Source organism: Pseudoclavibacter sp. Marseille-Q434 (assembly GCF_050315415.1).
In the GTDB taxonomy this organism is placed as follows: domain Bacteria; phylum Actinomycetota; class Actinomycetes; order Actinomycetales; family Microbacteriaceae; genus Pseudoclavibacter.
The window spans coordinates 1,365,573-1,389,633 of record NZ_JBNPQH010000001.1 but is presented as its reverse complement, the minus strand read 5'-3'; the positions used below and the strand labels follow the sequence as shown (position 1 = coordinate 1,389,633).

Annotated in this window: 22 protein-coding genes; 17 read left to right on the top strand and 5 right to left on the bottom strand. The window is 69.3% G+C overall.

What is annotated here, in order from left to right:
* Positions 1–88 precede the first annotated feature (88 nt).
* Together ACQFZP_RS06685 and ACQFZP_RS06680 are read left to right on the top strand one after the other, a co-directional pair.
* Positions 89–1,603: an MDR family MFS transporter gene (locus ACQFZP_RS06685; protein WP_211890701.1), complete on the top strand. Its 1,515-nt coding sequence runs from the start codon at positions 89–91 to the stop codon at positions 1,601–1,603.
* 158 nt (positions 1,604–1,761) lie between these two features.
* Positions 1,762–2,229, top strand: a complete 468-nt coding sequence (locus ACQFZP_RS06680; protein ID WP_104311595.1) for an SRPBCC domain-containing protein — start codon at positions 1,762–1,764, stop codon at positions 2,227–2,229.
* A gap of 9 nt (positions 2,230–2,238) precedes the next feature.
* On the opposite strand, the gene ACQFZP_RS06675 is transcribed toward ACQFZP_RS06680, so the two are convergent.
* A complete protein-coding gene (locus tag ACQFZP_RS06675) occupies positions 2,239–2,694 on the bottom strand; it encodes an SRPBCC family protein (protein WP_104311596.1) in 456 nt (151 codons plus the stop codon).
* 172 nt (positions 2,695–2,866) lie between these two features.
* Here ACQFZP_RS06675 and ACQFZP_RS06670 point away from each other — a divergent pair, with 172 nt between their 5' ends.
* From ACQFZP_RS06670 to ACQFZP_RS06615, 12 genes are all read left to right on the top strand, one after another.
* Positions 2,867–3,880, top strand: coding sequence for a dimethylarginine dimethylaminohydrolase family protein (locus tag ACQFZP_RS06670; protein ID WP_179557000.1), 1,014 nt, complete (start codon positions 2,867–2,869; stop codon positions 3,878–3,880).
* A gap of 3 nt (positions 3,881–3,883) precedes the next feature.
* Complete coding sequence (locus ACQFZP_RS06665) at positions 3,884–5,560, top strand: thiamine pyrophosphate-binding protein (protein ID WP_211890700.1); 1,677 nt, start codon at positions 3,884–3,886, stop codon at positions 5,558–5,560.
* Entirely contained in the window at positions 5,557–6,150 is a 594-nt protein-coding gene (locus ACQFZP_RS06660) for a helix-turn-helix domain-containing protein (RefSeq protein ID WP_104252584.1), read from the top strand. The genes ACQFZP_RS06665 and ACQFZP_RS06660 overlap by 4 nt, the downstream gene beginning before the upstream one ends.
* 171 nt (positions 6,151–6,321) lie before the next feature.
* Positions 6,322–7,212, top strand: coding sequence for an ABC transporter substrate-binding protein (locus ACQFZP_RS06655; protein ID WP_104311599.1), 891 nt, complete (start codon positions 6,322–6,324; stop codon positions 7,210–7,212).
* 40 nt (positions 7,213–7,252) lie between these two features.
* Positions 7,253–8,200 (top strand): amino acid ABC transporter permease, encoded by a 948-nt coding sequence (locus ACQFZP_RS06650; RefSeq protein ID WP_179556999.1) that lies wholly within the window; start codon positions 7,253–7,255, stop codon positions 8,198–8,200.
* Complete coding sequence (locus ACQFZP_RS06645; protein ID WP_271982391.1) at positions 8,200–8,982, top strand: amino acid ABC transporter ATP-binding protein; 783 nt, start codon at positions 8,200–8,202, stop codon at positions 8,980–8,982. Before ACQFZP_RS06650 ends, ACQFZP_RS06645 begins: the two co-directional genes overlap by 1 nt.
* A gap of 10 nt (positions 8,983–8,992) precedes the next feature.
* Positions 8,993–9,967, top strand: coding sequence for an NAD(P)-dependent oxidoreductase (locus tag ACQFZP_RS06640; RefSeq protein WP_211890699.1), 975 nt, complete (start codon positions 8,993–8,995; stop codon positions 9,965–9,967).
* Positions 9,964–11,223, top strand: coding sequence for a M20 family metallo-hydrolase (locus ACQFZP_RS06635; protein ID WP_211890698.1), 1,260 nt, complete (start codon positions 9,964–9,966; stop codon positions 11,221–11,223). Before ACQFZP_RS06640 ends, ACQFZP_RS06635 begins: the two co-directional genes overlap by 4 nt.
* Positions 11,224–11,843: 620 nt before the next feature.
* Entirely contained in the window at positions 11,844–12,827 is a 984-nt protein-coding gene (gene speB, locus ACQFZP_RS06630; RefSeq protein WP_307852771.1) for an agmatinase, read from the top strand.
* A 246-nt stretch (positions 12,828–13,073) separates the two neighbouring features.
* Complete coding sequence (locus tag ACQFZP_RS06625) at positions 13,074–14,096, top strand: MBL fold metallo-hydrolase (protein WP_211890697.1); 1,023 nt, start codon at positions 13,074–13,076, stop codon at positions 14,094–14,096.
* Positions 14,097–14,293: 197 nt separating this feature from the next.
* Positions 14,294–14,515 (top strand): hypothetical protein, encoded by a 222-nt coding sequence (locus tag ACQFZP_RS06620; RefSeq protein WP_211890696.1) that lies wholly within the window; start codon positions 14,294–14,296, stop codon positions 14,513–14,515.
* 76 nt (positions 14,516–14,591) lie between these two features.
* Positions 14,592–14,819 (top strand): hypothetical protein, encoded by a 228-nt coding sequence (locus ACQFZP_RS06615; RefSeq protein ID WP_211890695.1) that lies wholly within the window; start codon positions 14,592–14,594, stop codon positions 14,817–14,819.
* 111 nt (positions 14,820–14,930) lie between these two features.
* Here the strand turns inward: ACQFZP_RS06615 and ACQFZP_RS06610 are convergent, their stop codons facing one another.
* Positions 14,931–15,440, bottom strand: coding sequence for a hypothetical protein (locus tag ACQFZP_RS06610; protein WP_211890694.1), 510 nt, complete (start codon positions 15,438–15,440; stop codon positions 14,931–14,933).
* Between the two features lie 166 nt (positions 15,441–15,606).
* Between ACQFZP_RS06610 and ACQFZP_RS06605 the strand changes: the two genes are divergently transcribed.
* The 3 genes from ACQFZP_RS06605 to ACQFZP_RS06595 are packed head-to-tail and all read left to right on the top strand — an operon-like array spanning position 15,607 to position 19,728.
* On the top strand, positions 15,607–16,803 hold the full coding sequence (locus ACQFZP_RS06605) for a serine hydrolase domain-containing protein (protein ID WP_211890693.1): 1,197 nt from the start codon (positions 15,607–15,609) through the stop codon (positions 16,801–16,803).
* Positions 16,800–18,458 carry a D-alanyl-D-alanine carboxypeptidase/D-alanyl-D-alanine endopeptidase gene (dacB, locus tag ACQFZP_RS06600; RefSeq protein ID WP_211890692.1) on the top strand — a complete coding sequence of 553 codons (1,659 nt, stop codon included), beginning with the start codon at positions 16,800–16,802 and terminating at the stop codon, positions 18,456–18,458. The genes ACQFZP_RS06605 and dacB overlap by 4 nt, the downstream gene beginning before the upstream one ends.
* 43 nt (positions 18,459–18,501) lie before the next feature.
* Positions 18,502–19,728, top strand: coding sequence for a serine hydrolase domain-containing protein (locus tag ACQFZP_RS06595; RefSeq protein ID WP_211890691.1), 1,227 nt, complete (start codon positions 18,502–18,504; stop codon positions 19,726–19,728).
* 130 nt (positions 19,729–19,858) lie between these two features.
* On the opposite strand, the gene ACQFZP_RS06590 is transcribed toward ACQFZP_RS06595, so the two are convergent.
* From ACQFZP_RS06590 to ACQFZP_RS06580, 3 genes are all read right to left on the bottom strand, one after another.
* Positions 19,859–21,355 carry an RNA polymerase sigma factor gene (locus ACQFZP_RS06590; RefSeq protein WP_211890690.1) on the bottom strand — a complete coding sequence of 499 codons (1,497 nt, stop codon included), beginning with the start codon at positions 21,353–21,355 and terminating at the stop codon, positions 19,859–19,861.
* 74 nt (positions 21,356–21,429) lie between these two features.
* A complete protein-coding gene (locus tag ACQFZP_RS06585; RefSeq protein ID WP_211890689.1) occupies positions 21,430–22,110 on the bottom strand; it encodes a response regulator transcription factor in 681 nt (226 codons plus the stop codon).
* Complete coding sequence (locus tag ACQFZP_RS06580) at positions 22,098–23,840, bottom strand: sensor histidine kinase (protein WP_211890688.1); 1,743 nt, start codon at positions 23,838–23,840, stop codon at positions 22,098–22,100. Before ACQFZP_RS06580 ends, ACQFZP_RS06585 begins: the two co-directional genes overlap by 13 nt.
* Between the last annotated feature and the right edge of the window lie 221 nt (positions 23,841–24,061).

Sequence of the window (24,061 nt, the reverse complement as noted above, 5' to 3'; positions counted from 1 at the left end):
GCCGGGGAATGCCGCGCGCGCTTTCAGCGTTAAGAGCGAACGTGCGGGCGTGCCCGCACGCCAAGATCTGAACCTCTCAAGGAGTACTGTGACCGACTCGCGCACCGCGACACGCGACGCCGAACCGACCCCAGCCGAGTCCGCATCCGCGGGCTCAGCCGTATCCGCGAGCGAGCAGGGCACCGACCCGCGCACTCGCTTCGTCATCCCGCTCCTCCTCGTCTCGGCGTTCGTCGTCATCCTGAACGAGACGATCATGGGTGTGGCGCTGCCCGCCCTGAACCAGGACCTCGGCATCCCGCTGGCGACTGGTCAGTGGCTCACGACGGCGTTCATGCTCGTCATGGCCGTCGTCATCCCGATCACGGGCTTCCTGCTGCAGCGCTTCCACGTGCGCCAGGTGTTCATGGCCGCGATGATCCTCTTCTCGCTCGGAACCCTGCTCTGCTTCCTGGCCCCGGGGTTCGAGATCCTGCTGCTCGGCCGCATCGTGCAGGCCTCCGGCACGGCCATCATGATGCCGCTGCTCATGACGACGGTGCTCAACATGGTGCCGCCGGAGCGCCGCGGGCGCACGATGGGCAACATCTCCATCGTCATCTCCGTCGCCCCGGCCATCGGGCCGACCGTCTCCGGCCTCATCCTGCAGGTCTTCGAATGGCGCTGGATGTTCGGCTTCGTCCTGCCCATCGCCCTCGTCGCGCTTGTGCTCGGCGCGCTGTTCATCAAGAACGTGACCGAGCCGCGCCAGGCGAAGATCGACGTGCTCTCCGTCATCCTCTCCGCGTTCGCGTTCGGTGGCCTCGTCTACGGGTTCTCTGGCCTCGGCGAGAGCTCGGCAACCGCCGTCATGCCGGCCTTCGTGCCGATCCTCGTCGGCGTGCTCGCGCTCGCCGCGTTCATCTGGCGTCAGATCTCCCGCCAGAAGACCGACTCGGCTCTGCTCGACCTCCGCGTCTTCACGAGCCGCCAGTTCACGGTGTCGCTCGTCCTGCTCGCGGTGAGCTTCATGTCGCTCTTCGGCACGATCATCCTGCTGCCCATCTACATGCAGGAGGTGCTCGGCTACGACACGCTCCGCGCCGGCCTGACCCTGCTGCCGGGTGGTCTCACGATGGGGCTGCTCGCGCCGTTCGTCGGTCGTCTCTTCGACAAGCTCGGCACGAAGCCGCTCATCATCCCCGGTTCCATCATCGTCAGCGCCGCCATCTGGGGCATGACGATGCTCACCGAGAACTCCGAGCAGTGGATGGTCATCGCCGCACACGTCACGCTCTCGGTGGGCCTGGCGCTCATGTTCACGCCGCTCATGACAAGCGCGCTCGGCGACCTGCCCCGCTCGCGGTACTCCCACGGCTCGGCGGTCGTCTCGACGGCCCAGCAGCTCGCGGGAGCCGCAGGAACGGCGATGTTCGTCGTGGTCATGGCGAACTCGACGGTCGCTGCCGCAGGCGAGGGCTTCGGTCCGATCGCGGCGGAGGCGCAGGGCATCCACGCCGCGTTCCTCGTTGGCGCATGCATCTCGATCGTCACCATCGTCGGCGCGTTCTTCGTGAAGGCGACACCGAAGCGTGAAGGCGCCGAAGCGCCGGCCATGCACTAGGCGCATCCGGCGATCGCTGAGCTCAGCGCGTCGCATCAGAAGGGCCCGACATCAGATCGCCTCTGGTGCCGGGCCCTTCTGCGTGCCCGCTCGGGCGCGCCTCCCGGCGAGGTTTGCGAAGATGGGGCGTCGAGCATCCACCGCGCTGAGGAGCGACCATGGCTGAAGCCCCAGAGATCGTCGAGAAGTCCGTCACCTTCGAGGCCGCGCCGGAGCGGCTCTGGAGCATGCTCACGGAGCAGGAGTCGTTCGCCAGCTGGTACGCGTTCGGCGGCGCCACGATCGAGGCCGAGCCTGGCGGCGTGCTCGCGGTCCACTGGCCCGAGCACGGGACGTTCCGCGGCGAGGTGATGCTCGTGGAGTCGCCGCGCCGCTTCGGCTACCGGCTCGCGGCCGTGCCGGAGGAGGACCCGCAGCCGCAGAACAGCACGGTCGTGGAGTTCACGATCGAACCGGCCGACGGCGGCTCCGCGCTGACGGTGCGCCATTCGGGCTTCGAGGGTCTCGAGGGTCTTGCCGCCGACTCGACGTCGGCGGAGATCGAGACGATGGCGTGGACCGCGGCGCTGCCGCTGCTGCGCGAGGCACTCGGCGAGGCACCGGCGGAGGACCTGCCGCTGCCCTAGACGGACGCGTCAGGCAGTGGCCGCCGCCTCGAGTCGCGTGAGGCCGCGCTCGAAGTCGGGGCCGATGAGCTTGTCCATCGACATGAACCGGAAGACGATGGCCGCGACGCCACTGTGTTCGCCCGTCATGAGCCATCGAACGTGCGTGCCGCCGTCGACGGGCTCGAGGATGAACGACGTCGGGTTGTGCGCCTTGAAGGGCTTGTCGAAGTCGATGACGAGGTCGATCCGCTGCGGCGCGGAGGCGACGATCGTCATCGAGCCCTTGCCGGCTTTGCGGTTGCCCTCCCACGCGTAGTGGGCGCCGGGCCCAGCCTGCGGTCCGGAGTGCTCGCGTCGCATCGTCGGGTCGACGTCCTCCCAGGGCGACCATGAGCTCCAGTTGTGGAAGGAGTCGATGAGCGCGTGCACACGCTCGATGTCCGCGGGGATCACGGCCTCGCGCTGCACTTCGTACGTGGTCATGCGTGCATAGTGACAGAAACGTGGCTATGCGTGGACTCAGCAGAAGTTACGGGCCGGAAACATGGGCGTGACGCGCTCGGAAAACAGCGGTCGTAGTTTCGCACTAGACAACGCATGATGTCGTGAGCGAAACTCTTGGAGTCGCAACGACGCGACCACGAAAGGTTTTCACATGACCGACGTCGACCCCACCCTCGAGATGTCAGACGGCGCCTTCCACCGCCTCCTCGGCCCAGAAGCAGAGCCGGGCTTCCTCGCCGACTCAGAGCTGCCCGCATACTGGGGTCGCAAATGGGGCGCGCAGGATGAGGTCGGACGGCTCCGCACGATCATGATGCGCCGCCCGAGCGCGGGCCTCGAAGCCGTCGAGAAGGCCGGAGAGTCGACCTGGATGCCGGAGATCGGCGCCTACGTCGACCCGGACCGCCGCTGGTACTGGTCCGGTCGCGAGTTCCCCGACCTCGAGAAGCTGCACTCCGAGTTCGACAGCTTCGTCACGGTGCTCGAGGACAACGACGTCGAGGTCGTCATGGCCCCCGACCTCGCGCCCAGCTTCACCAAGTCGGTGTTCACGCGCGACCCACTCGTCACCATCCCGGGCGGCGCGATCATCGGACGACTCGCCCCGCGCATGCGCCGCGGCGAGGAGCAGTCCATCACGCAGACGGTCGCGGCCCAGGGAATGCCGATCCTCGGCACCATCACCGGCACCGGCCTCGTCGAGGGCGGCAGCTTCATCAAGGTGCGCCCCGACCTTGCGTTCTTCGGCACGTCGGTGCGCTGCAACGTCGAAGGCTACCGCCAGCTGCGCAACATCCTCGAAGAGCAGGGCATCCAGCTCATCCACTCGCAGATGCCCGGCTACCAGATCCACCTCGACCTGTGCTGCGCCATGCTCGACGACGACCTCGCGCTCGTGAACTCGCGCATCGCGCCGTACGACTTCCTCGACGCGCTCTGGAAGCTGGGCATCGAGACGGTGGATGTCGCGCCGCAGGAGGACTGGGCGTGCAACCTGCTCACCCTCGACCGCCGCAAGCTGCTCTTCCCGTCGCACCTGCCGCGCACAGCCGAGCTCCTCAACTCGAAGTACGGCGTCGAGATCATCCCCGTCACGTACCGGGAGATCAACAAGAACGGCGGCGGGCTGCACTGCTCGACGATGGAACTGCAGAGGGACTGGTAAGCGATGTCAGAGAACGTCACCGGCGGAGAACTCGTCATCCGAACGCTCGAGGCGCTCGGCGCCGAACGGGTCGTCGGGCTCCCGGGGCAGCACGCGCTGCCCATGTTCGACGCGCTCGGCGACAGCTCGCTCGACTACCTCGGCGCGCGCGTCGAGAACAACGCCGCGTTCATGGCCGACGGGCACGCCCGCGTGTCCGGGACCGTGACCCCGCTGCTCCTCTCCGCCGGGCCGGGTGCGCTCACAGCGCTGCCTGGCATGCAGGAAGCGGCAACGGCGAGCTCGCCCGTGCTCCTCATCTCCGCGCAGGTCCCGACCCCGGGGATCGGCGGCCAGGCGCACGGCTACCTGCACGAGCTGCGCGACCAGGAGGCGCACTTCCGCGGCATCGCGAAAGCCACCTGGAGCATCCGCTCGGTCGACCAGATCGTGCCGATGCTCGTCGACGCGTGGCGCACCGCGCAGAGCGCGCCGGCCGGTCCCGTCTACGTGGAGGTGCCGCACGACGTGCAGCAGGCGAGCATCGAGCTCGTCGACGGGCAGCTCGGCGGCATCGCGGCCGAGGCGTACGCGCTCGCGCCGGAGGGATCGGACACGCAGCTCGCCTCCCTCGCGAAGCTGCTGGCCGCGTCGAGCTCACCCCGCGTCTACGCGGGCGGCGGTGTCGTCCGCTCCGGCGCGGGGGAGCTGCTCGAGCAGCTCGCGGAGCAGCTGCAGGCACCGGTCGTCACCACGTACGGCGGGCGCAGCGCGTTCCCGTGGGCGCACCCGCTGTCGGCCGAGGGCTGGATCGAGGACATCGCGACCACCGAGTTCCTCGAGGCTGCCGATGTGCTGCTGGTGATCGGCACGGGCCTCAGCGAGCTCTCCTCGAACTACTTCCGCCTGGCGCCCAAAGGCACCGTCATCCACATCGACGCCGACGCGCGGGTGCTCGGCGCCAACCACGACGGCACGATCACGCTGCGCTCGGATGCAGGCTTGGCGCTGCAGGGCATCCTCGACCGCCTCCGCACGATGGGTGTCGGCGAGCGAGCGGACGCGCGCCCCGCCATCGAGGAGCTGCTCGCCACCGTCCGCACGCGGCTGGATGCGCAGCCCCTCGCCAAGGAACGCGAGCTGCTGGACACGCTCCGCTCGGCGATCCCGGACGACGTCGCGACCTTCTGGGACATGACGATCAGCGCCTACTGGGCATGGTCGGCGTGGGATGCTCGCGGCGGCGTGTACGAGAACGGGCAGTGCGGCGGCCTCGGCTTCGGCCTGCCTGGTGCCATCGGCGCATCCTTCGCCTCGCGCTCGCGCGAGAACCCCAACGGTGCGCCCGTCGTCGCGATCTCCGGAGACGGCGGCGGCCTGTACGGCGTCGCCGAGCTGTCGACGCTCGCGCAGTCGCAGCTCAGCGTCACCTGGCTCGTCGTCGACGACGGCGGCTACGGCGTGCTGCGCGGCTACATGAACGAGGCGTACGGGCGAGCGACGGCCACCGAGCTCACCGGGCCGGACTACCTCGCCGTCGCCCGAGCCTTCGGCGTCGAGTCGCGGGCCGTGGAGATGGAGACGCTCGCCGAGGAGCTCGCCGACAGCATCCGCACCCCCGGCCCACGAGTGCTCGTGCTGCCCGCCACCCTCGAGCTGTTCGAGGCGACCCACACGCATCGGCCCGCGGTGCACCGATGAGGGCGCTGCCCGTCGTTCCCCGCAACGAGCCGGCCGCCATCGGCGGCAGGCTCCGATCGGTGCGCCAGCTGCGGCAGATGACGATCGAGCAGCTCGCCAGCGCGACGGGGCTCAGCAAGAGCTTCCTGAGCCGCGTCGAACGCGACCAGACGTCGCCGAGCGTGTCGACGCTCGTGCTGCTCTGCGACGTGCTCAACATCGAGGTCGGCGAGCTGTTCAGCGCGCCTGATGCGCAGCTCGTGCGCTTCGAGGACGCGCCGCAGATCAACCTCGGCGGCACGAACGTGTACGAGCGGCTCCTCAGCCCCCGCAACGATCCGCGCTTCCAGGTGGTGCGCTCGCGAGTCGACGCTGGCATGTCGGGCACCGGGGGAGCGGAGCTCTACTCCGTGAACTGCGAGGTCGACTTTCTGCACGTCCTGCGCGGATCGATCACCGTGGTCCTCGCCTCCGAGACGTGGGAGCTCGAGTCCGGAGACTCGATCACCCTCGACGGGCGCGAACCGCACACGTGGCACACACGCGACTCGACTGAGGGGGTCGAGCTCCTCTGGGTGCTCGCTCCCGCAGCGTGGGGAGGCACCACCTGAGCTCCATCCACGCAATACTGTCGGTTCCCTGGCAGACCGAGCGTTCGCTCGGCACGTAACACCCTTGTAAACCCTGCGTGACTTGGCCCATCCAGCGGCAAGTTGCCTCCTAGATTACGCATGTTGCCTACAGATGATCACCGCTGGTGATCGAGAGAAGGAGAAATTCACATGGCATCCAAGAAGCTCATGAAGGCGGGCCTGGCTGGCGCCTCGTTCGTCGCCCTCACCGCACTGCTCGCAGGATGCTCGTCAGGCGATGCACCGGAGGCGGACGTCTCCGAGGTCGCCGTGGACGAGGCCGCAGTCGCGCTCCTCCCGCAGGAGATCGCCGACGCCGGCACCCTCACGGTCGGCACCGAGGCGTACTACCCGCCCTACGAGTACCTCGACGCTGACGGCGCGACCGTCATCGGCCTCGACATGGACCTCATCAAGGCAGTCGGCCAGAAGCTCGGCCTCGAGGTGCAGATCGAGAACGTCGCCTTCGACACGCTCCTCCCGTCGCTCGACACGGCCCGCTACGACGTCGTCGTGGCAGCCATGACCGACACCCCGGAGCGCCAGGAGAACTACGACTTCGTCGACTACTTCAACGCGGGCCAGGGCATCGTCGTCGCAGAAGGCAACCCCGAGGGCATCACCGCAGAGGCCGACCTCTGCGGCAAGGCGGTCTCCGTGCTCCGCGACTCCGCTCAGCAGGGCATCCTCGAAGCCTTCAACAGCGACATCTGCGCCTCCAGCCCCATCGAGATCTCGGCGCAGGCCACCGACAACGACGCCCTCATCCAGGTGCAGTCCGGCCGCGCGGCAGCGTCGGTCAGCCAGTACCCGGTCGCGAGCTACAACGTCGAGCAGGCCGGCGGCTTCGAGCTCGCCAACGAGGAGCCCTTCCAGCCTGAGCCCCTCGGCATGGCAGTCGCGAAGGACAACGAGCTGAGCGCAGCCATCCAGGCCGCACTGCAGTCCCTGGTCGCCGACGGCACCTACACCGACATCCTCGCCGCCCACGGCCAGGAAGGCGGAGCCGTCGAAGAAGTCACCATCAACGGCGCCGAATAGCGCCCGCGGAGCTGACGAACAACAACGGAGCTGAAGAACAGTGAACACCTCGACCGGCCCCTCCACGGGCGCGACGGGAGCGGTCACCACCGCCCCCGCCGCGCCCGCGGCCGACGCCCCCAAGATCGTCCCGCTACGGCACTACGGCCAATGGATCTTCGCCGCCATCGTGCTCCTCTTCCTCGCGAAGCTCGTCTACGACGTCGCGACGGGATCGAGCATCCGCTGGGAGAAGGTCGGCTCGAGAGTCTTCGCAGAGGCCATCATGCAGGGCCTCCTCATCACCATCATGCTGACCGTGGTCAGCATGATCCTCGGCATCATCGGCGGCATCACGCTCGCCGTGATGCGCATCTCCAGCAACGCCGTGCTCCGCGCCATCTCGAGCGGGTTCGTGTGGATCTTCCGCGGGACGCCGATCCTGGTGCAGATCCTCATCTGGTTCAACCTGGCGCTGTTCTTCCCGCAGATCGACCTCGTGTTCGTGCAGCTCGACACCAACGCGCTCATCCTGCCGCTCACCGCGGCCGTGCTGGGGCTCGCGGCCAACGAGTCCGCCTACATGTCGGAGATCATCCGAGGCGGCATCATCTCCATCGACCCAGGTCAGAAGGAGGCGGCAGAGGCGCTCGGCATGACGCAGGGCAAGATCATGTTCCGCATCATCCTGCCCCAGGCGCTTCGCTCGATCGTTCCCCCCATGGGCAACGAGCTCGTCACGCTCCTGAAGGAGACCTCGCTGGTGTCCGTCATCGGCGCAGGCGACCTCCTCACCAGGGCGCAGCAGATCGGCGCCGCCGACTTCAGCCGCATGGAGATGCTGCTCGTCGCGAGCATCTGGTACCTGATCCTCACCTCGATCGCGAGCATCGGCCAGGGCTTCCTCGAGCGCAAGCTCGGCAAGTCCCGCGGCTTCGCGACCCCCGAACCCGTGTGGAAGCGAGTGCTCAACTCGATTCTGCCCAACCGCAGAGAGGGACTCCGCTGATGCCCGTATCCACTGGGTCCGCCCCGATGATCGAGCTGCGCAACGTCGCCAAGTCGTTCGGCAGCGTCGAGGTGCTCAAGGACATCTCCCTCGACGTCCACGCGGGCGAGGTCGTCAGCATCCTCGGCCCCTCCGGCTCAGGGAAGTCGACGCTGCTCCGCTGCCTCAACCACCTCGAGACCGCCGACCGCGGCGTCATCCGGGTGGCGGGGGAGCCCGTCGGCTACAAGGAGAAGAACGGCAAGCTGTACGAGCTTCGTCCGAACGAGATCGCGAAGCGTCGACGCGACATCGGCATGGTGTTCCAGCGCTTCAACCTCTTCCCGCACATGACGGCCATCGAGAACATCATCGAGTCGCCCGTGCAGATCCTCGGCCACAAGAAGTCTGCGGCCATCGCCGACGCGAAGGTGCTGCTCGAGCAGGTCGGCCTCGGAGACAAGGGCGACAACTACCCGTCGCAGCTCTCCGGCGGACAGCAGCAGCGCGTGGCGATCGCCCGCGCGCTTGCCATGAAGCCGAGCGTGCTGCTCTTCGACGAGCCGACGTCCGCCCTCGACCCGGAGCTCGTCGGCGAGGTGCTGCAGGTCATGACGAAGCTCGCGAAGGAGGGCATGACCATGGTCGTCGTCACCCACGAGATCGGCTTCGCGCGCGACGTCTGCGACCGCGTCGTATTCATGGACGGCGGCGTCATCGTCGAGGAGGGCGCCCCGGAGGACGTCATCCAGAACCCGCAGCACGAGCGCACGAAGCGCTTCCTCGCACGCGTCCTCAAGTGAGAGAGCTGACATGACACGTCCCCTCGTCATCTTCACCGACACCACCGACCTGTCGCAGGAGCCTGCAGCCAGGCTCCTGCGAGAGGCGGGGTACGCAACCGCCCACCTCGAGCTGCCGACCTCGCCCGGGCTCGACGCGGTCGTGCCGCGCGAGCACCTCGACGCGGTCGCGGCCATCGTCGGCTACGCGCGCATCACGGCGGATGTGCTCGCGCAGCTCCCATCGCTGCACCTGCTCGCGACGAGCTCGGTCGGCACCGACATGATCGACGCGGATGCAGCTGCCGCCCGAGGCGTGAAGGTCGTGACCCTCGCCGGGGTCGCGACCGAGGAGGTCGCGGCGCACGCGCTGACCCTGCTGCTCGCTGCCGAGCGCTCGCTGCTCCGCAGCCTGCAGCTCGTGCGCAGCGGCGAATGGACCGACGAGGCCACGGCCCGCCTCCAGGTTCCGCGCCGCCTCAGCTCGCTCACCCTCGGACTCGTCGGCCTCGGTCGCATCGGCGGCAGGCTCGCCGAGATCGCTCGACCCAGCTTCGGGCGCGTGCTCGCCTTCGACCCCTACGCCAAGGGGGCACCGGCGGGTGTCGAGCTCGTCGACTCGCTCGAAGACCTGCTGCGGGAATCCGACTCGCTCAGCCTCCACCTGCCGCTCACCGCCGAATCGCGTGGCATCCTCGACGCGGCCGCCCTCGCCCTGCTCCCGCACGGCGCGGTGGTCGTGAACGTCTCACGGGCGGGCCTCGTCGACGAGGCCGCCATCCAGGCTGCCCTCGCGAGCGGTGCGCTGCGCACCTACGCGGCCGACGTCCTCGACGGCGAGCCGCCGCATCCGAGCGACGCCATGCGCACCGACCCCGGCACCCTCATCACCCCGCACACCGCCTGGTGGTCGGATGCGGCCCTCGCCGGCTACGAGGCCCAGCCGGCACTCAACATCATCGCCGAGCTCGGCGCACCCGCCGACCCCACCTGGAGTCCCTCATGACAGACAGCAGCATCCTCCTCTCCGACGCGCACGAGCGCTTCCTGCGCGACTTCGACACGATGGGTGACTTCGGGGCCACCGGGCACGGGGGCGTCGACCGGCAGGCCGCGAGCGACGCCGACAACGAGCAGCGCCGCTGGTTCCAGGGCCTGCTCGAGGGCCACGGCTTCACGGTCGAGTACGACCGGATCGGCAACCAGTTCGGGCTGCTCGAGCTCGTGCCCGGTGCGCCATACGTGCTCATCGGCTCGCACATGGACTCGCAGCCCACGGCAGGCAAGTACGACGGCGCCTACGGGGTGCTCGCCGCGGCCCACGCGGCATTCCGGATCGCGGATGAGGCTGTCTCCGGCGGGGTCGCCGGCGCCAGGTACAACGTCGCCGTCGTCAACTGGTTCAACGAAGAGGGATCGCGCTTCGTGCCCTCCATGATGGGGTCCTCCGTGTACACGGGCGTGCTGCCGCTCGAGGATGCCCTCGCCGTGCGCGACAAGGCGGGCATCAGCGTCCAGCAGGCGCTGCGCCCGACCGGATTCCTCGGCGAGGGCAACGGCCCCGTCGCCGCGCTCTGCGCCGAGATCCACATCGAGCAGGGGCGCCTGCTCGAGAACGCCGGCACGACCATCGGTCTCGTCACCGCGACCTGGGCCGCGAGCAAGTACCGCGTCGTCGTCAAGGGCGAGCAGGCGCACTCCGGCGCGACGGTCATGGAAGACCGTAAGGATGCGCTCTACGGTGCCTCGCTGCTCGTCGTGTTCGCGCGGGAGCTCACCGACCGCTTCCCCGGCAAGCTGCACACGGCCGTCGGGCAGCTCGACGTGTACCCGAACTCGCCCGTCGTCGTCGCCAGCGAGGTCACGCTGCTGCTCGACCTGCGCAGCGACGACGAGGAGCTGCTCGCCGAGGCCAACGCCCTCCTGGACGCGCGCTTCGCGGAGATCGAGGCCAAGGCCCGCGTCGAGATCGACCGCACCCTCTCGCACTCGTGGGACGTCAACCCGTACCAGCCCGCCGGCGTGGAGCTTACGCGCTCGGTCGCCGAGGAGCTGGGGCTCTCGAACGACGAGATCATGACCGTCGCCGGCCACGACTCGACGAACATGAAGGAGCTCGTGCCCACGGTCATGCTCTTCGTGCCATCCGTCGACGGCATCTCGCACAACGAAGGCGAGTACACGAAGCCCGACGACCTCGTCGCAGGGCTCGACGTGCTCACCGAAGTCGTCCGGCGCCTCGTTCGGGGCGAGCTCTCCTAGGCCCTTGATCGCTGCCAGCCGGTTAGCCGCATCCGCTGCCGACGAGCCGAATCCGTTGCCAGTGTGGCCGCATCCGCTGCCGACGGGCCGAATCGCTGCCAGCCAGATGGCCCCTTCGGCTGACTCTGCGACGATCGCTGCCAGCCAAATGGCCCTTTTCGGCGGTTCTGAAGGGCGTGTCGGCTGGCAGTGATCGCGATTGTTTGGGTGAGACCCGTGCATGAGCGGGCCGTGCGCGCTGGTCGCCGCCGGTCAGGTGGATGCATCCGCTCGCACATCGCCCATCGCTGCCAGCCGGATGGCCCCTTCGGCTGGCTCTGCGACGATCGCTGCCAGCCAATTGGCCCTATACGGCGGTTCTGAAGGGCGCTTCGGTTGGCAGCGATCGCGGTCGCGAGCGACACAGCCGGGGCATTGCTGGTCTCTGCTGGTCCTGGCTGGGCTTGGTCGGGCGCGGGGTGGATGCGCAGAGTCACGGCCGTCGGCACCGGTCGGGACGAGATCGCCCGGACGGGTGCGCTTTGCACCGGTAGTTGTAGGCGACGGTGCAAAGCGCGCGCATCACCACAGGCCACCTTCGCTAGCTTCGACTGAGAAGCACGCGGCAAGGAGGCCCCACAGTGAGCAACGATTTCTTCTGGACGAACCCGCCTCGGGTGACGCAGAACGGCAACATCGGACCGACGGACTCGGCGCAGGTTCCGCGCTTCGCGGGCCCCGCGACGTTCGCGTTGCTGCCGCGTGTCGACGAGGTCGAGCAGCTCGACGTCGCGATCCTCGGCGTTCCCTTCGACAGTGGCGTCTCGTACCGCCCCGGAGCCCGCTTCGGTCCGGCGCACGTGCGCCAGTCGAGCCGCCTCCTCCGGCCGTACCACCCGACGCTCGATGTGTCCCCGTTCGCCGCCCAGCAGGTCGCGGACGCGGGCGACGTGCCCGTCAACCCGTTCGACATCGAGGAGGCGCTCGGCACGGTCGAGGCGGCAGCCAAGGCGTTGAGCGCCACCGGCGCGAAGATCGTCACCATCGGCGGCGACCACACGATCGCGCTGCCGCTGCTGCGCAACATGGCGCGCATCCACGGACCCGTCGCGATGCTGCACTTCGACGCGCACCTCGACACGTGGGACACCTACTTCGGCGCTGCCTACACGCACGGCACGCCGTTCCGTCGCGCGTTCGAAGAGGGGCTGCTCGACACGGATGCGCTCAGCCACGTCGGCACGCGCGGACCGCTCTACGGGAAGCAGGACCTCGAGGACGACGAGCGCTTCGGCTTCGGCATCGTCAGCTCGGCCGACATCTACCGCCGTGGAGCTGACGCCGTCGTGCAGCAGCTGCGCGAGCGCATCGGCGACCGCCCCCTCTACATCTCGATCGACATCGACGTGCTCGACCCGGCGCATGCGCCCGGCACGGGAACGCCGGAGGCGGGCGGCATGACGAGCCGCGAGCTCCTCGAGATCCTGCGCGGGCTCGCTGACCTCAACGTTGTCGGCGCCGACGTCGTCGAGGTGTCGCCGGCCTACGACCACGCGGAGCTCACCGGCGTCGCCGCGGCCCACGTCGTGTACGAGCTCGTGTCGATGTTCGCGCTGCGCAGCTAGCGCGTCCACCGGCGCGCGCTCGCCGCGTTCGCTGTCCAACATCAGTGCAATATCGGGCCCGATCGACGTTCTGGAGGCGGTTTCGGCCGATTTCGCACTGATGTTGGACACGAGGCGCGGCAGGGCGCGGCGGGTTGCCGTTCCGAGCCGCCCGGACGCCCCCGGTGAGCCAGAGGCAGCGACGTCCTAGGCTTCAGGCATGGGAAGCACTGCGTGCGGCATCGTGTCCGACCTGGTGAACGAGCGATGAGCAGCTCCGGGGTCGTGGCCAGCAGCGCCCCGCAGGAAGCGGCCTGGAACGCGGGAGCCGTCGCGCCGCTCGAACTCGTCCGTGACGGAATCTGGACAGTGGGCATTCCCATGCCACCGGGGCCGACGCCGGGCGGGCGCATCCCGTGCACGCTCGCATCGGTCGTCGCTGATGATGCGGACGGGGTGCACGTCGTCGATCCGGGCTCGGGCTCCGATGAGAACCTCGGCGTCCTCACCGCGGCCATCGCGGCCACCGGACACCGGCTCGACCAGGTGCGATCGATCATCGTCACGCACCTGCACCACGATCACCTCGGCTTGGCCGAACGGCTTCGGAGTGCGACGGGGGCGCCGATCGTGCTGCACCGGGCCGAACAGGCGGCACTCGACCGGCTCGCGGCCGACCGCCCGGACGTCGCCGCCGAACGCACGCGGCTCACCGCGTGGGGAGTGCCGGTTGAACGCCACCCGGAGATCCTCACGCTCGTGGGGCGGTCGGCGACGCCCGTGTCGTTGCAGGCCGACGTGCTCGTCGATGATGCTCAGCTGCTCGACGTCCCTGGGCGGCGGATGCGCGCCGTCCACACGCCGGGACACACACCGGGCCACCTCTCGCTCGTCGACGACGACGCTCGCCTGGTCTTCACCGGCGACCACGTCTCGCCGGTGCTGCACCCCGGGCTTGGTCTCGGCGGCGACGACGGCACCAACCCGGTGCTGCAGTACCAGCGCTCGCTGCGGCGCCTCGGCGGCCTCGGCGTCGACGAGGCTGTGCCGGGCCACGGCTTCCGGTTCACGGGTCTCGCGCAGCGGTGCGTCGAGCATGCGCGCCACCACCAGCAGCGCACCGACGAGGTGCTGGACGCCCTCGCCGTCTCGCCGGACGCCTCGATTTTCGAGATCGCCTCGCGCCTCACGTGGTCAGCCGGCTGGGAGAAGCTCGCCGGCTTCTCGCTGCGCTCGGCGCTCCAGCAGACGGCGATGCACGCTGACACGGTGCGAACCGGCTCGGCGTGAGCGCAGCCTTGCCCGGGCTTCCGTCGGCGGTGCGCCGGACCGCCGGAGCGTCACCGTATGGCCATACCAACGTTCCTGACAGATGCGCGGGAGCGTGCGGAGCGAACGCGGAGCGACGACTGGTTGGCTGGGTCGCGGGCGCTTTCACGGGAGCGCGACCGGAACGCGAGCCACAATGTCGAACACCGGAGGTCGATATGAACACCAGGACCGAACGCCGCTGGATTCTCGCGGGCCTCGTGCTGCTGTCGGTACTCGTCGTCGCCGCGTCTTTCCAGACCGGGGACCTGTTCCATCGCATCTTGCTGGTCCTGCCGACGACGCTCCTCTGGGTCGTCTACCGTGAGGCGGCCCGCCGACGACGCGACGCACAGGTCTCGTCGGGTGAGGGCGGCGACCAGGGCACCGGCCGCCGCTGATCGCGGAGGGATGCATCGCCAGCGCTGGCGCGCAACCCCTCGGGGCCACAGATCTTCGTCGCGTAGCGTCCGGGCCATGACCAATGAGCCAGCAGGTGCCGACACGTCCGACGAGGGACCAAGCGCAGCGGAGGCGGCCGAAGCGGCCGAGCGCGACGCGCTGAGAAGCGTCCGCGCCGTGGGCGAGGACCGCGGCGACCCGGACGCGGCCCGAAACGAGAGCGTGCCCACCCCGCCGAGCGAGGTAGACCCTGAAGCCGGCACGGATGCCGACGGCTTCCCGGTTGAGAATCCCTCCGGCTGAGGCCTCGTCGCTCGCGCTCCGGCTGAAGCCCACCCGCTCCGGTTGAGGTCCACGCCTCCGGGTGAAGCCGACCCCTCCGTCTGAGCCCCACCGCTCGCCCTCCGGGGCCGCTCAGGTCGTCTGCCAGAACACCATCGGCTGACCAGGGGCCCCGCAGGCCTCGGGCGCATCAGCCGGCGCGCTCCCGTACCCGCCGCCTCCGTCGATGGTGTCGCCGGCGCCGACGGTTCCGAAGCCCGGCACGTCGATGCTCTGCCCGCCGGGCGCGAGCACCGAGCCGAAGGGGAACTGCACGAAGGTCTGCTCATCGCCCGTGCCCACGACCCAGCATCCGCCCTCGCTGAGCGCGAGCGTGCCCGTGACTCTCGCCTCCATGACGGACGTCGGTTCGCGGCCAGCCGCGTAGAGGATGGTCGTGTCGGTGGTGTTCGTGCTCGCGGGCCCCGGCGCTGGCCAGATCGTCTCGCCCGGTTCCGATGGCTGCGCGGTCGGCGCACACGCGGTGAGTGCCCCTCCGAAGGTGATCGCGACGCCGAGCACGACGCTGACCCCGCGGCGTCGTCTCGCCGCCGGCGCCCGGCCTGCCTCGGTTCGTCGTGCCCTCACGCGCGCTTCGCTCATGAGCGTGATGCTACTGAATTTGAGGAACACCTCCGAGAAGCCTCCCGACCGCGCCTGACCAGCAGGGACCTAGGTCCCTTCCGCGCCCCGCACTCGTCCGCGAGTCTGTTTCCTGAGACGCCACCCCCCCCGACGCGTCTCAGGGAACCTCGACGAATGAGGAATCATGCCGACGCACCAGGCTCCACACCGAACCTCCCGAATCCTGCCGCTCGCGGCGCTGACGACCGTCCTCGGCCTGCTGGTGAGCGGATGCACGAGTGCCGGCGGTGACGGCGGCGGCAGTTCCGCAGACCCGGCCTCGCCGGAGGTGACCAGGTCGGCCGCCCCGGAGGGCGAGCTGCCCGCTGAGCTCCAGGACGAGCTGCGGGCAGCGCTCGACGAGGTCATGGCCGAGTACGACGTTCCGGGCGCTGCTGTCGGTGTGTGGATTCCGGGCCAGGGCTCGTGGACGACCGCTGCCGGCCTCGCGAACGTGGAGGCGAACACACCGACGACAACCGACATGTCGTGGCCCATCCGAAGCATCACGAAGTCGTACACGGTCTCGATGATCCTGCAGCTCGCCGACGAGGGCGAGCTGAGCCTCGACGACACGATCGACCAGTACGTCGATGGCGTCACGAACGGCGACAAGATCACGCTGCTGCAGCTGGCGAACATGTCGAGCGGCAACGCCGACTACGTCACCGAAGCCTTCCAGGACAAGTTCCTGGCCGACCCGACGAAGATCTACACGCTCGAGGAGCTCAACAGCTTCGTCCTCGACCAGCCAGCTCAGTTCGAGCCCGGCACCGAGTACGTGTACACGAACGCCAACACGAACCTGCTCGGCGCGGTCGTCGAGAAGGTCACCGGCGCGGCCTACGCTGACGCCATCCAGGAGCGCATCCTGACCCCGCTCGGGCAGACCGGCACGACGTACATCACGGACGTCGACGACTGGGCGGAGCCACATCCCACCGGGTACGTCATCGACGGCGAGCCGATGCCGATGGAGGAGAACTCCTCGATCCTCGGGCCGGCCGGTTCGCTGTTCTCGACCCTCGAAGACGGCAGGGCGTGGGCCGAGACGCTCGGCACGGGCGCGCTGCTGAAGCCGGAGACGCAGGAGCTGCGGGAGATCGGGCACAAGATCCCGAGCCCGCCCTACGACCTGTACGCGGTCGGCATGGGGGAGACGAACGGCTGGTTCGGGCACAACGGGGAGGGCCTCGGCTTCACGGCCGCGACCTTCCACGACCCGGCGACCGGGGCGAGCATCGTCGTCTACATGAACGTCTCGAACAACCCGGATGCGCATCCAGCGGATCAGGGCTTCCGCGCTCTCGCCGAGGTTCTCGCGAACGGAACGGGCGCATGATCTTCGGCACAGCGAACCCAGGCGAGCGCGCCGGGCGGATGCGCCGACCAGAGTTCGGCCGCGGCGCAAGCGTTCTGACGGCGGGGGCCGTCGCGATGCTGCTGCTCACGGGGTGCGTCGCGGCCGACGCGAACGACGCGGAGGGCCCGGTGTGGGACGGGACGACGCTCGTCTCGGTTCCCGGGCTCCCGGATGAGGCGCTGGAAGTGATGAACCAGCCGCAGTTCGCGAGCGGTCGCTGGTCGATCTCGGTCGAGGACCTCGACACGGGGGAGACGCTCATCGATCTCGACGGTGGGAAGCTCGCCGAGCCTGGCTCGTTCGTGAAGACGTACAGCGCAGGAGCTGCGTGGGTGAAGTGGGGGCCGGACCACACGGTCACGACGCCAGTGAAGCAGTCCGGTGAGGTCTCGGCGGGCACCCTCGACGGCGACCTCGTGCTCGTCGGGCAGGGAGACCTGACGATGGGCGGGCGCACGAAGGACGACGGCACGGTCAGCTTCGCGAACCTCGATCACAACGACGCCAACCCGCTGCCGGGCGCGACGCTCACCCCGGAGGACCCGCTCACGGGCCTCGACGAGCTGGCCGGGCAGGTGAAGGCGTCCGGCATCACGACGGTGAACGGCGACGTGATCATCGACGACCGCCTGTTTGAGGGGACGCTCGCCGAGCAGCCCATCACCCCGATCGTCATCAACCAGAACCTCCTCGACGTGCTCGTCACGCCGGGCGAGGCGGGCCAGCCTGCGACTGCCGCGCTGACGCCAGCCGTCGGCAAGTGGACACTGGACCTGCAGGTGGAGACGGTGCCTGCGGGCGAGGAGTCCAAGGTCTCCGCGCCGAAGGTATCGGCGAGCGACCCCAACACGCTTGTCGTGTCCGGCACGATCGCCGCGGATGCTGACCCCGTGCTGCGCGTCTTCGAGTTCGACGACCCGTCGACGTTCGCCCGTACGGCCTTCATCGAGGCGCTCGAGCGCGCGGGAGTGACGGTCAGTGCGGACCCGTTCGCGGAAAACCCGACGTCGGTGCTCCCCGAGTGGGATGCCGTCGAGGCGCTGCCCGCGGTCGCCGAGCTCGAGTCGCTCCCACTCGCCGAAGAGATCACCTACGTCATGAAGGTCAGCTACAACCGCGGCGCCCAGACCCTCATCTGCCGCCTCGCGGTCGACGCAGGCAAGAACGACTGCGACGAGGATGGCATGGGCGTCGCGCAGGCGATCTGGGTCGAGGCCGGCCTGGATACGACGGGGGCTTCCCTCGTCGACGGCTCGGGCCTCGAGGGCAACTACATCACCCCGAAGAACGCGGTGCAGATCCAGTCGCTCATGGCCGAGCGGCCGGATGCCGAGCGGTGGCGCGACACGATGCCCATCCTGGGCGTCGACGGGTCGCTCGCCGACGTGCAGAAGGACAGCCCCGCCGCGGGCAAGGTGTACGCGAAGACGGGCACGCTCGTGGGCGGCGACGCCTTCAACGATCGGCTCCGCCTCGCAACCAAGACCCTCGGCGGCGTCATGCAGACCGAGTCCGGCCGCAACCTGGCCTTCACGATCATCGTGAACCAGGGCTTCTACGAGGGCATGCCGGGCGTCTTCGAGGCGAACGACAACGTCGGCCAGGTCGCGGCGATCATCCAACAGGCCTACTGACCGACCAGGATGCACGCGCACGAACCAGATGAGGAGACAGGACATGTCCACGATCGCGAAGCGCACGACGGTGACCGCCGCAGCACTGGTGGCCCTTCTGGGGCTGGCGTCCTGCGCGGCTGAGACGCCGGCAGCCTCGGCACCCGCATCCACGCTCAAGCCGTTCGACGAAGCCGCGGTCACGGCCGTCTTCGAGGAGACCGCGGAGGCGCTCGGGCAGCCGGGCGCCGTGATGCTGCTGCGCACGCCGGAGGGGGAGTTCACGGCGACCTACGGTGTGACGAAGCCGGGCGGCAGCACGCCCGTCTCGGTCGACGACCACATCCGCATCGGCTCCAACACGAAGACGTGGACGGGCACCGTCATCCTGCAGCTCGTGCAGGAGGGCAAGATCGCGCTCGAGGACCCGGTGTCGAAGTACCGCCCAGACGTGCCGAACGGCGACAGCATCACGATCGAGCAGATGCTGCTCATGCGCAGCGGGCTCGCCAACTACACGGAGACGCTCGAGCTCAACACGGCACTGGATGAGGAACCCGACCGGGTGTGGCAGCCGGAGGAGCTCATCAAGTTGGCGTTGCCGTTGCCCGTGGACTTCGAGCCGGGCACCGACTACCACTACTCGAACACCAACACGATCCTCCTCGGCCTCATCGCGGAGGACCTGGACGGGAAGCCGCTCGCCGAGATCTACCAGGACCGCATCTTCACGCCGCTTGGCCTCGACGAGACGTCGTTCCCCGAGATCGGCGACAGCAGCATCCCGTCACCGCACTCCGACGGCTACTTCTGGTGGACGAACGTCAACACGCTCGGCTCGTCGAAGCTGCCGCCGGACCTCATGAAGCAGGTCGAGGAGGGCACGTTCACGCCCAACGACGGCACCCTCGACAACCCGTCGTGGGCGTGGTCGGCTGGCGCCGGCCTCTCGACCGCGGGCGACCTCGCCGACTGGGTGGAAGCGCTCGGCGGGAAGAGCGGCGACATCCTCGAACCGGACATGCAGCAGGCGCGGATGGACAGCTTCCAGCCGACCAGCAAGAACCCGGCCGACCCGTCGTACGGCTACAACATCGCGCACTTCGGCCAGTTCTACGGCCACACGGGCGAGCTTCCCGGCTTCAACTCCTTCATGGGCTACGACCCGGAGGCCGACGTCACGCTGGTGGTGTGGGCGAACCTCGCCCCGGCGGCGAACGGCGCGGGGCCGGCCACCGAGATCGCGAAGGCGCTCATCGGGGCGCTGTACAGCAAGCCGGTGGAGGGCTAGCGTCCGCCCGCGCCCGCGCCCGCGCCCCCGCAATTGGGTCGTTTTCACCCCTCTTGGGGCGGTCGAATGGGGTGAAAACGACCTATGGCACCGGACGTGTCGGCGTCTTGAAGAGGTTGGGGCCGGCGCGTCACGAGGTCACGTGCCAGAACGCCATCGGCTGCGCCGGTCCGCCGCAGCTCTCCGGGGTATCAGACGGGGCCGATCCGACTTCACCGGTCCCATCGATCGCGACGCCTGCGCGCACGGTGCCGAGCCCTGGAACGTCGACGCTCTGGCCGTCGTCGCTCAGGACGGAACCGAACGGGAACTGCAGCAGCGCCCGGCTCCGGCCATCGACGAGGTACCAGCAGCCGGTGTCACTCAACTCGAGTGTCCCCATCACCTGGTTGTACATCGGGCGCGTGGGCGAGTGCTCCGGTGTGAGCAGCACGGTCTCACCGGTGGTTGTCGCCAGGAGTGACGGGAGCGTCGGCCAATCCTCGTAGCCGTTGGTGAACGTCGTCACGACCTCGCCAAACGAGTTGCAGAAGAGGTTCCATTCGGCCTCAACTTGCCGCGTTGGAACGAGGGTGATCTGCCATTCGCCGTCCACGACGTTCGCGATGGCCTTGTCGTTCACGTAGGTGGCGTTGTACCGCTCTGGTGACTGGATGGACGGATCTGGTCGCCACGCCTCGACGCATCCGGCAACAGCCTCGGCTTCGGTCAGCTGCGGCTGTTCTGCGGGCGCGGGCGTCGACGGTGACGGCTCACTCGTCGCGTCCGGCGTGGTGCCGACGACGGGGCCCGGGGCGCCGAGATAGGTGGTCGCGGCGAACACGAGTGCTGCCACGGCTGCGCCCGTCACCGCGACGAGGCCGACGCTCCACGCGAGGCGCGAGCGAGTGCGTGCGCGGCCTCTGCGAGAACGGGCGGAGGGGACCGGCTGCGCTTCACCCTCGAGAGGGGTGGCGAGGATGTTCGCCTTGCCCGTCGCGGCTCGTGCCCGCTGGTTCTCGGTCAGGGTCGTGAACGGTGCAGCGTCGAGCTTGCGCAGCTGCTTCAGGGTTTCGTCGTCGACGTTCATGCCTGGTGCTCCGTGACGGTCGAGGGGGGAATGCGGTGGTGGTGTCGGCTCTTCGAGGTGCTGACGCAGCGCGGCTCTGGCGCGGTGCAGGCGGACGCGGTAGCTCTGGGCGCTGATGCCGAGCACCGTCCCGGCGAGGGAGGAGGGGAGCTGCTCCCAGATCGCGAGCGAGAGGACCTCCTGGTGGCTCGGGTCGAGTCGGCTCCACGCGGTGGCGAGGTCGAGGCGGGTGTCAGCTGCCCGCGCCTCGTCGCTGAACGGCAGCGTCTGCTCGGCGTCCGCGATCCGCACGCTGAGGTCGTTCCGCCTGCCTCTCTCGCGCCACTCGCGCAGCAGGCAGTTGCGCGCCGTGCCGAACAGCCAGGCGCGCGCCTCGTCGCGCAGTGTCGGCACGTCGTCGAGGCGGCGCCACGTGGTCAGGAAGACCTCGTGCGCGACGTCCTCGGCCGCGTGGAGAGACGTGCGGCGGGCGAGGAAGCGCAGCACGTCGACGTAGCTGTCGTCGTACAGCGCGGAGAAGCGCTCCGCGCGGTGGTTCTCGAGTCTGTTTGGGCTCACATCTCCTACATGCCCAGAAACGCGTGACTGTTACAAATCCGCGCAGATCGAGGTCGACGGACACGCGGGTGCGTTCAGTGGATTCCGGCTCCGCCATCCAGGTCGCCCGCCGCCGCCAGGTAGCGGACGACCGCGAGCACGCGGCGGTGGTCGTCGGCGGCGACGGGCAGGCCGAAGGTGTCGTAGATGTTCGAGGTGTGGTGCACCACCGCTTTCTCGGACGACCCGAGGCGCGCGGCGATGTGGCTGTTGCTGCGCCCTTCGGCCATGAGGCCGAGCACCTCGAGCTGCCGGGGGGTGAGGTCGCCGACGGGCCCGCTGAGCTTGCTCGCTCGCGCAAGCAGCACCGCGACGACGTCGGGGTCGAGCACCGTGCCGCCGGCCTGCACGTGGCGCAGGTCCGCGGTGAACGCGCGCACATCCGCGATGCGCTGCTTGAGGAGGTAGCCGACGCCCCCGTCGCGCTGCCCGATGAGCTCGCTCGCGTATCGCCGCTGCACGTGCTGCGAGAGCACGACGACCGCCACCTCGGGGTGGGCTTGGCGGATGCGGAGCGCCGCGACGAGACCCTCGTCGGTGTAGCTCGGCGGCATCCGGATGTCGGTGATCACCAGGTCGGGGACGTGCCGCTCGACCTCGACCTCCAGCTCGACCGCCGTCCCGACCGAGGCGACCACCTCCAAGCCGTCGTTGGTGAGGACATGCCCGAGCCCCTCCCGCAGCAGCACCTCATCCTCACCGATCACGACTCGCATGGCAGCTCCACTCGTACTTCCGTTCCCGACCCGACGGGGGAGATCAAGGCGAAGGACCCGCCGAGGGTGTCGATGCGGTCGACGAGCCCCTTCAGCCCGGAGCCGCCCTCGATGCGAGCGCCGCCGCGTCCGTCGTCGCGCACCGAGACGCTCAGCAGGCTTCCCGTCCGCGTGATGCGCACCTCCACCGAGCGCGCCTCCGAATGCTTGACGGCGTTGGTGAGGGCCTCGGCGACGATGAGGTACGCCGACTGCGAGGTGGCGGAGGGCAGAGCGGCGTCGTCGGCGTCGCTCACGAGCCTGGCGGGGATCTCCAGCCGGTCGACGAGGTCTTCCGCGGCCGCGGTCAGGCCGCGTTCCACGAGCGCCGACGGCAGTACGGCGTGCACGAGGCTGCGCAGGTCGGCGGCGGCGACGTCGATGCGGTGCCGCAAGGCGGTCGCCTCGGTCACGGTCGACGGATGCGCGTCGGCGGAGTTCGCGATCTGCTGCGCTTCGAGGGCGAGCAGCACGAGCTGCACCTGGAGCCCGTCGTGCAGGTCACGGGCGATGCGGCCGCGCTCGCGGTCGGCGGTCTCGACGATGCGGAGCCTCGACTGCTGCAGCGCGTCGTTGCTGGCGAGGAGCGCCGCGGTGAGTCGTTCGCGGTCGAGTGCGATGGCGAGCACGCGACCGGCCCGGCGCACGCTCTCCGGGTCGGCGATCATCCGCCCGTCGTAGCTGATGGCACCGACCAGTCGGGACTCGACGTGCACCTCCTGCCAGCGGCGCGGCTCGGACTGGGCGCGCACATCCACGTCGAGCCCGTCCTCGTCGACGAACGCCTGCCGCTCGTCCGCCCAGTATGCGACACGCAGCGAGTCGTCACCGAGGGAACGGGCGAGCGCCGGGCCGACGACCGTGCGCGCGGAGCCGGCGAGGCTGAACCAGGCGCTGAGCGCCTCCGCCTCCACTGTCTGCGCGTAGCCGCCGATGAGCACACCGAGGAGGAATGCGACGGGGATGCCCGCGATGACGACCAGTTGGATGGAGCCGATCACCTCGCCCGGAGCGCCGAGGACACGCAGCACGTTGGCGGAGAGGGGAATGCTCAGCACCGCCAGGATCCCGTACAGGTACAGGGGGAGCAGCACCCGCAGGTTCTTCGGGTCGGCGGAGCGGAGGCGGCGGATGAGCAGCGCGGCGGTGACGCCCATGACGCTGAGTCCGACGGCCGCCTGCACCCAGACGGCGATGACGTGCGAGGTGGAGTCGGGCGGCAGCGCGTAGAGCGGGATCTGCAGCAGGAGCGTCACCCCGTAGCCGACGGACACCGTGGCGATGGAGAGCCGCCCCTGGAGCCGTCCGGAAGGAAACGCGAGCAGCAGGTGCACGGTCACTGAGAGGATGAGGGTGGCGAAGACGGTGCTCAGCTCGACGAGCACGGGCAGGCCGAGGTTGCCGACCCCGCCGAGGAACATCGCGATCGCGCCGACGAGCAGCAGACCGCCGACCATGCTCAGCGGCCGCTGCCACCACGCGATGACGCCGGCGGCGGTCCAGACGAAGAAGACGACGGTGAACGCGACCGGCACCCAGAACGGGGCGGGTGCATCCACGCCGACGGCGAGCTGCATGCCGCCGAGGGCGATCGCGAGCACGGCGATGAGCAGCAAGGCTGGGCGCAGCGCATCGCCTCGCGTCGCACGGAGGGGGACTCGTGCTGCTCGGGCATCGGTGGATCGGGTCACGTCGAGCTCACCTCGGCTCAGGCCACGAAATGCAACGGTGCGTCCCGCGAGCGCTCGTCTCGCGGAGATGCGGTGCTGCGCGCTGGGGGAGCGTGGACGAAGCTTATCCCCGCGGTGTCGCGCGGGCTACCCTGGTGGTTTGCTCGTGCGGGCGGCTGCTCGCCGTGGGCGCGGGTGACGGAGTGGACCGGTGCTGGGCACTCGCGGCGGGTTGGGCGGAG

What these genes read in the sequence shown, in the direction of transcription:
- ACQFZP_RS06680 (WP_104311595.1), top strand. Translation starts at nt 1,762, where the DNA reads ATGGCTGAAGCCCCAGAGATCGTCGAGAAGTCCGTCACCTTCGAGGCC.
- ACQFZP_RS06675 (WP_104311596.1), bottom strand. Translation starts at nt 2,694, where the DNA reads ATGACCACGTACGAAGTGCAGCGCGAGGCCGTGATCCCCGCGGACATC.
- ACQFZP_RS06670 (WP_179557000.1), top strand. Translation starts at nt 2,867, where the DNA reads ATGACCGACGTCGACCCCACCCTCGAGATGTCAGACGGCGCCTTCCAC.
- ACQFZP_RS06665 (WP_211890700.1), top strand. Translation starts at nt 3,884, where the DNA reads ATGTCAGAGAACGTCACCGGCGGAGAACTCGTCATCCGAACGCTCGAG.
- ACQFZP_RS06660 (WP_104252584.1), top strand. Translation starts at nt 5,557, where the DNA reads ATGAGGGCGCTGCCCGTCGTTCCCCGCAACGAGCCGGCCGCCATCGGC.
- ACQFZP_RS06655 (WP_104311599.1), top strand. Translation starts at nt 6,322, where the DNA reads ATGGCATCCAAGAAGCTCATGAAGGCGGGCCTGGCTGGCGCCTCGTTC.
- ACQFZP_RS06645 (WP_271982391.1), top strand. Translation starts at nt 8,200, where the DNA reads ATGCCCGTATCCACTGGGTCCGCCCCGATGATCGAGCTGCGCAACGTC.
- ACQFZP_RS06640 (WP_211890699.1), top strand. Translation starts at nt 8,993, where the DNA reads ATGACACGTCCCCTCGTCATCTTCACCGACACCACCGACCTGTCGCAG.
- ACQFZP_RS06635 (WP_211890698.1), top strand. Translation starts at nt 9,964, where the DNA reads ATGACAGACAGCAGCATCCTCCTCTCCGACGCGCACGAGCGCTTCCTG.
- ACQFZP_RS06625 (WP_211890697.1), top strand. Translation starts at nt 13,074, where the DNA reads ATGAGCAGCTCCGGGGTCGTGGCCAGCAGCGCCCCGCAGGAAGCGGCC.
- ACQFZP_RS06620 (WP_211890696.1), top strand. Translation starts at nt 14,294, where the DNA reads ATGAACACCAGGACCGAACGCCGCTGGATTCTCGCGGGCCTCGTGCTG.
- ACQFZP_RS06615 (WP_211890695.1), top strand. Translation starts at nt 14,592, where the DNA reads ATGACCAATGAGCCAGCAGGTGCCGACACGTCCGACGAGGGACCAAGC.
- ACQFZP_RS06610 (WP_211890694.1), bottom strand. Translation starts at nt 15,440, where the DNA reads ATGAGCGAAGCGCGCGTGAGGGCACGACGAACCGAGGCAGGCCGGGCG.
- ACQFZP_RS06605 (WP_211890693.1), top strand. Translation starts at nt 15,607, where the DNA reads ATGCCGACGCACCAGGCTCCACACCGAACCTCCCGAATCCTGCCGCTC.
- dacB (WP_211890692.1), top strand. Translation starts at nt 16,800, where the DNA reads ATGATCTTCGGCACAGCGAACCCAGGCGAGCGCGCCGGGCGGATGCGC.
- ACQFZP_RS06595 (WP_211890691.1), top strand. Translation starts at nt 18,502, where the DNA reads ATGTCCACGATCGCGAAGCGCACGACGGTGACCGCCGCAGCACTGGTG.
- ACQFZP_RS06585 (WP_211890689.1), bottom strand. Translation starts at nt 22,110, where the DNA reads ATGCGAGTCGTGATCGGTGAGGATGAGGTGCTGCTGCGGGAGGGGCTC.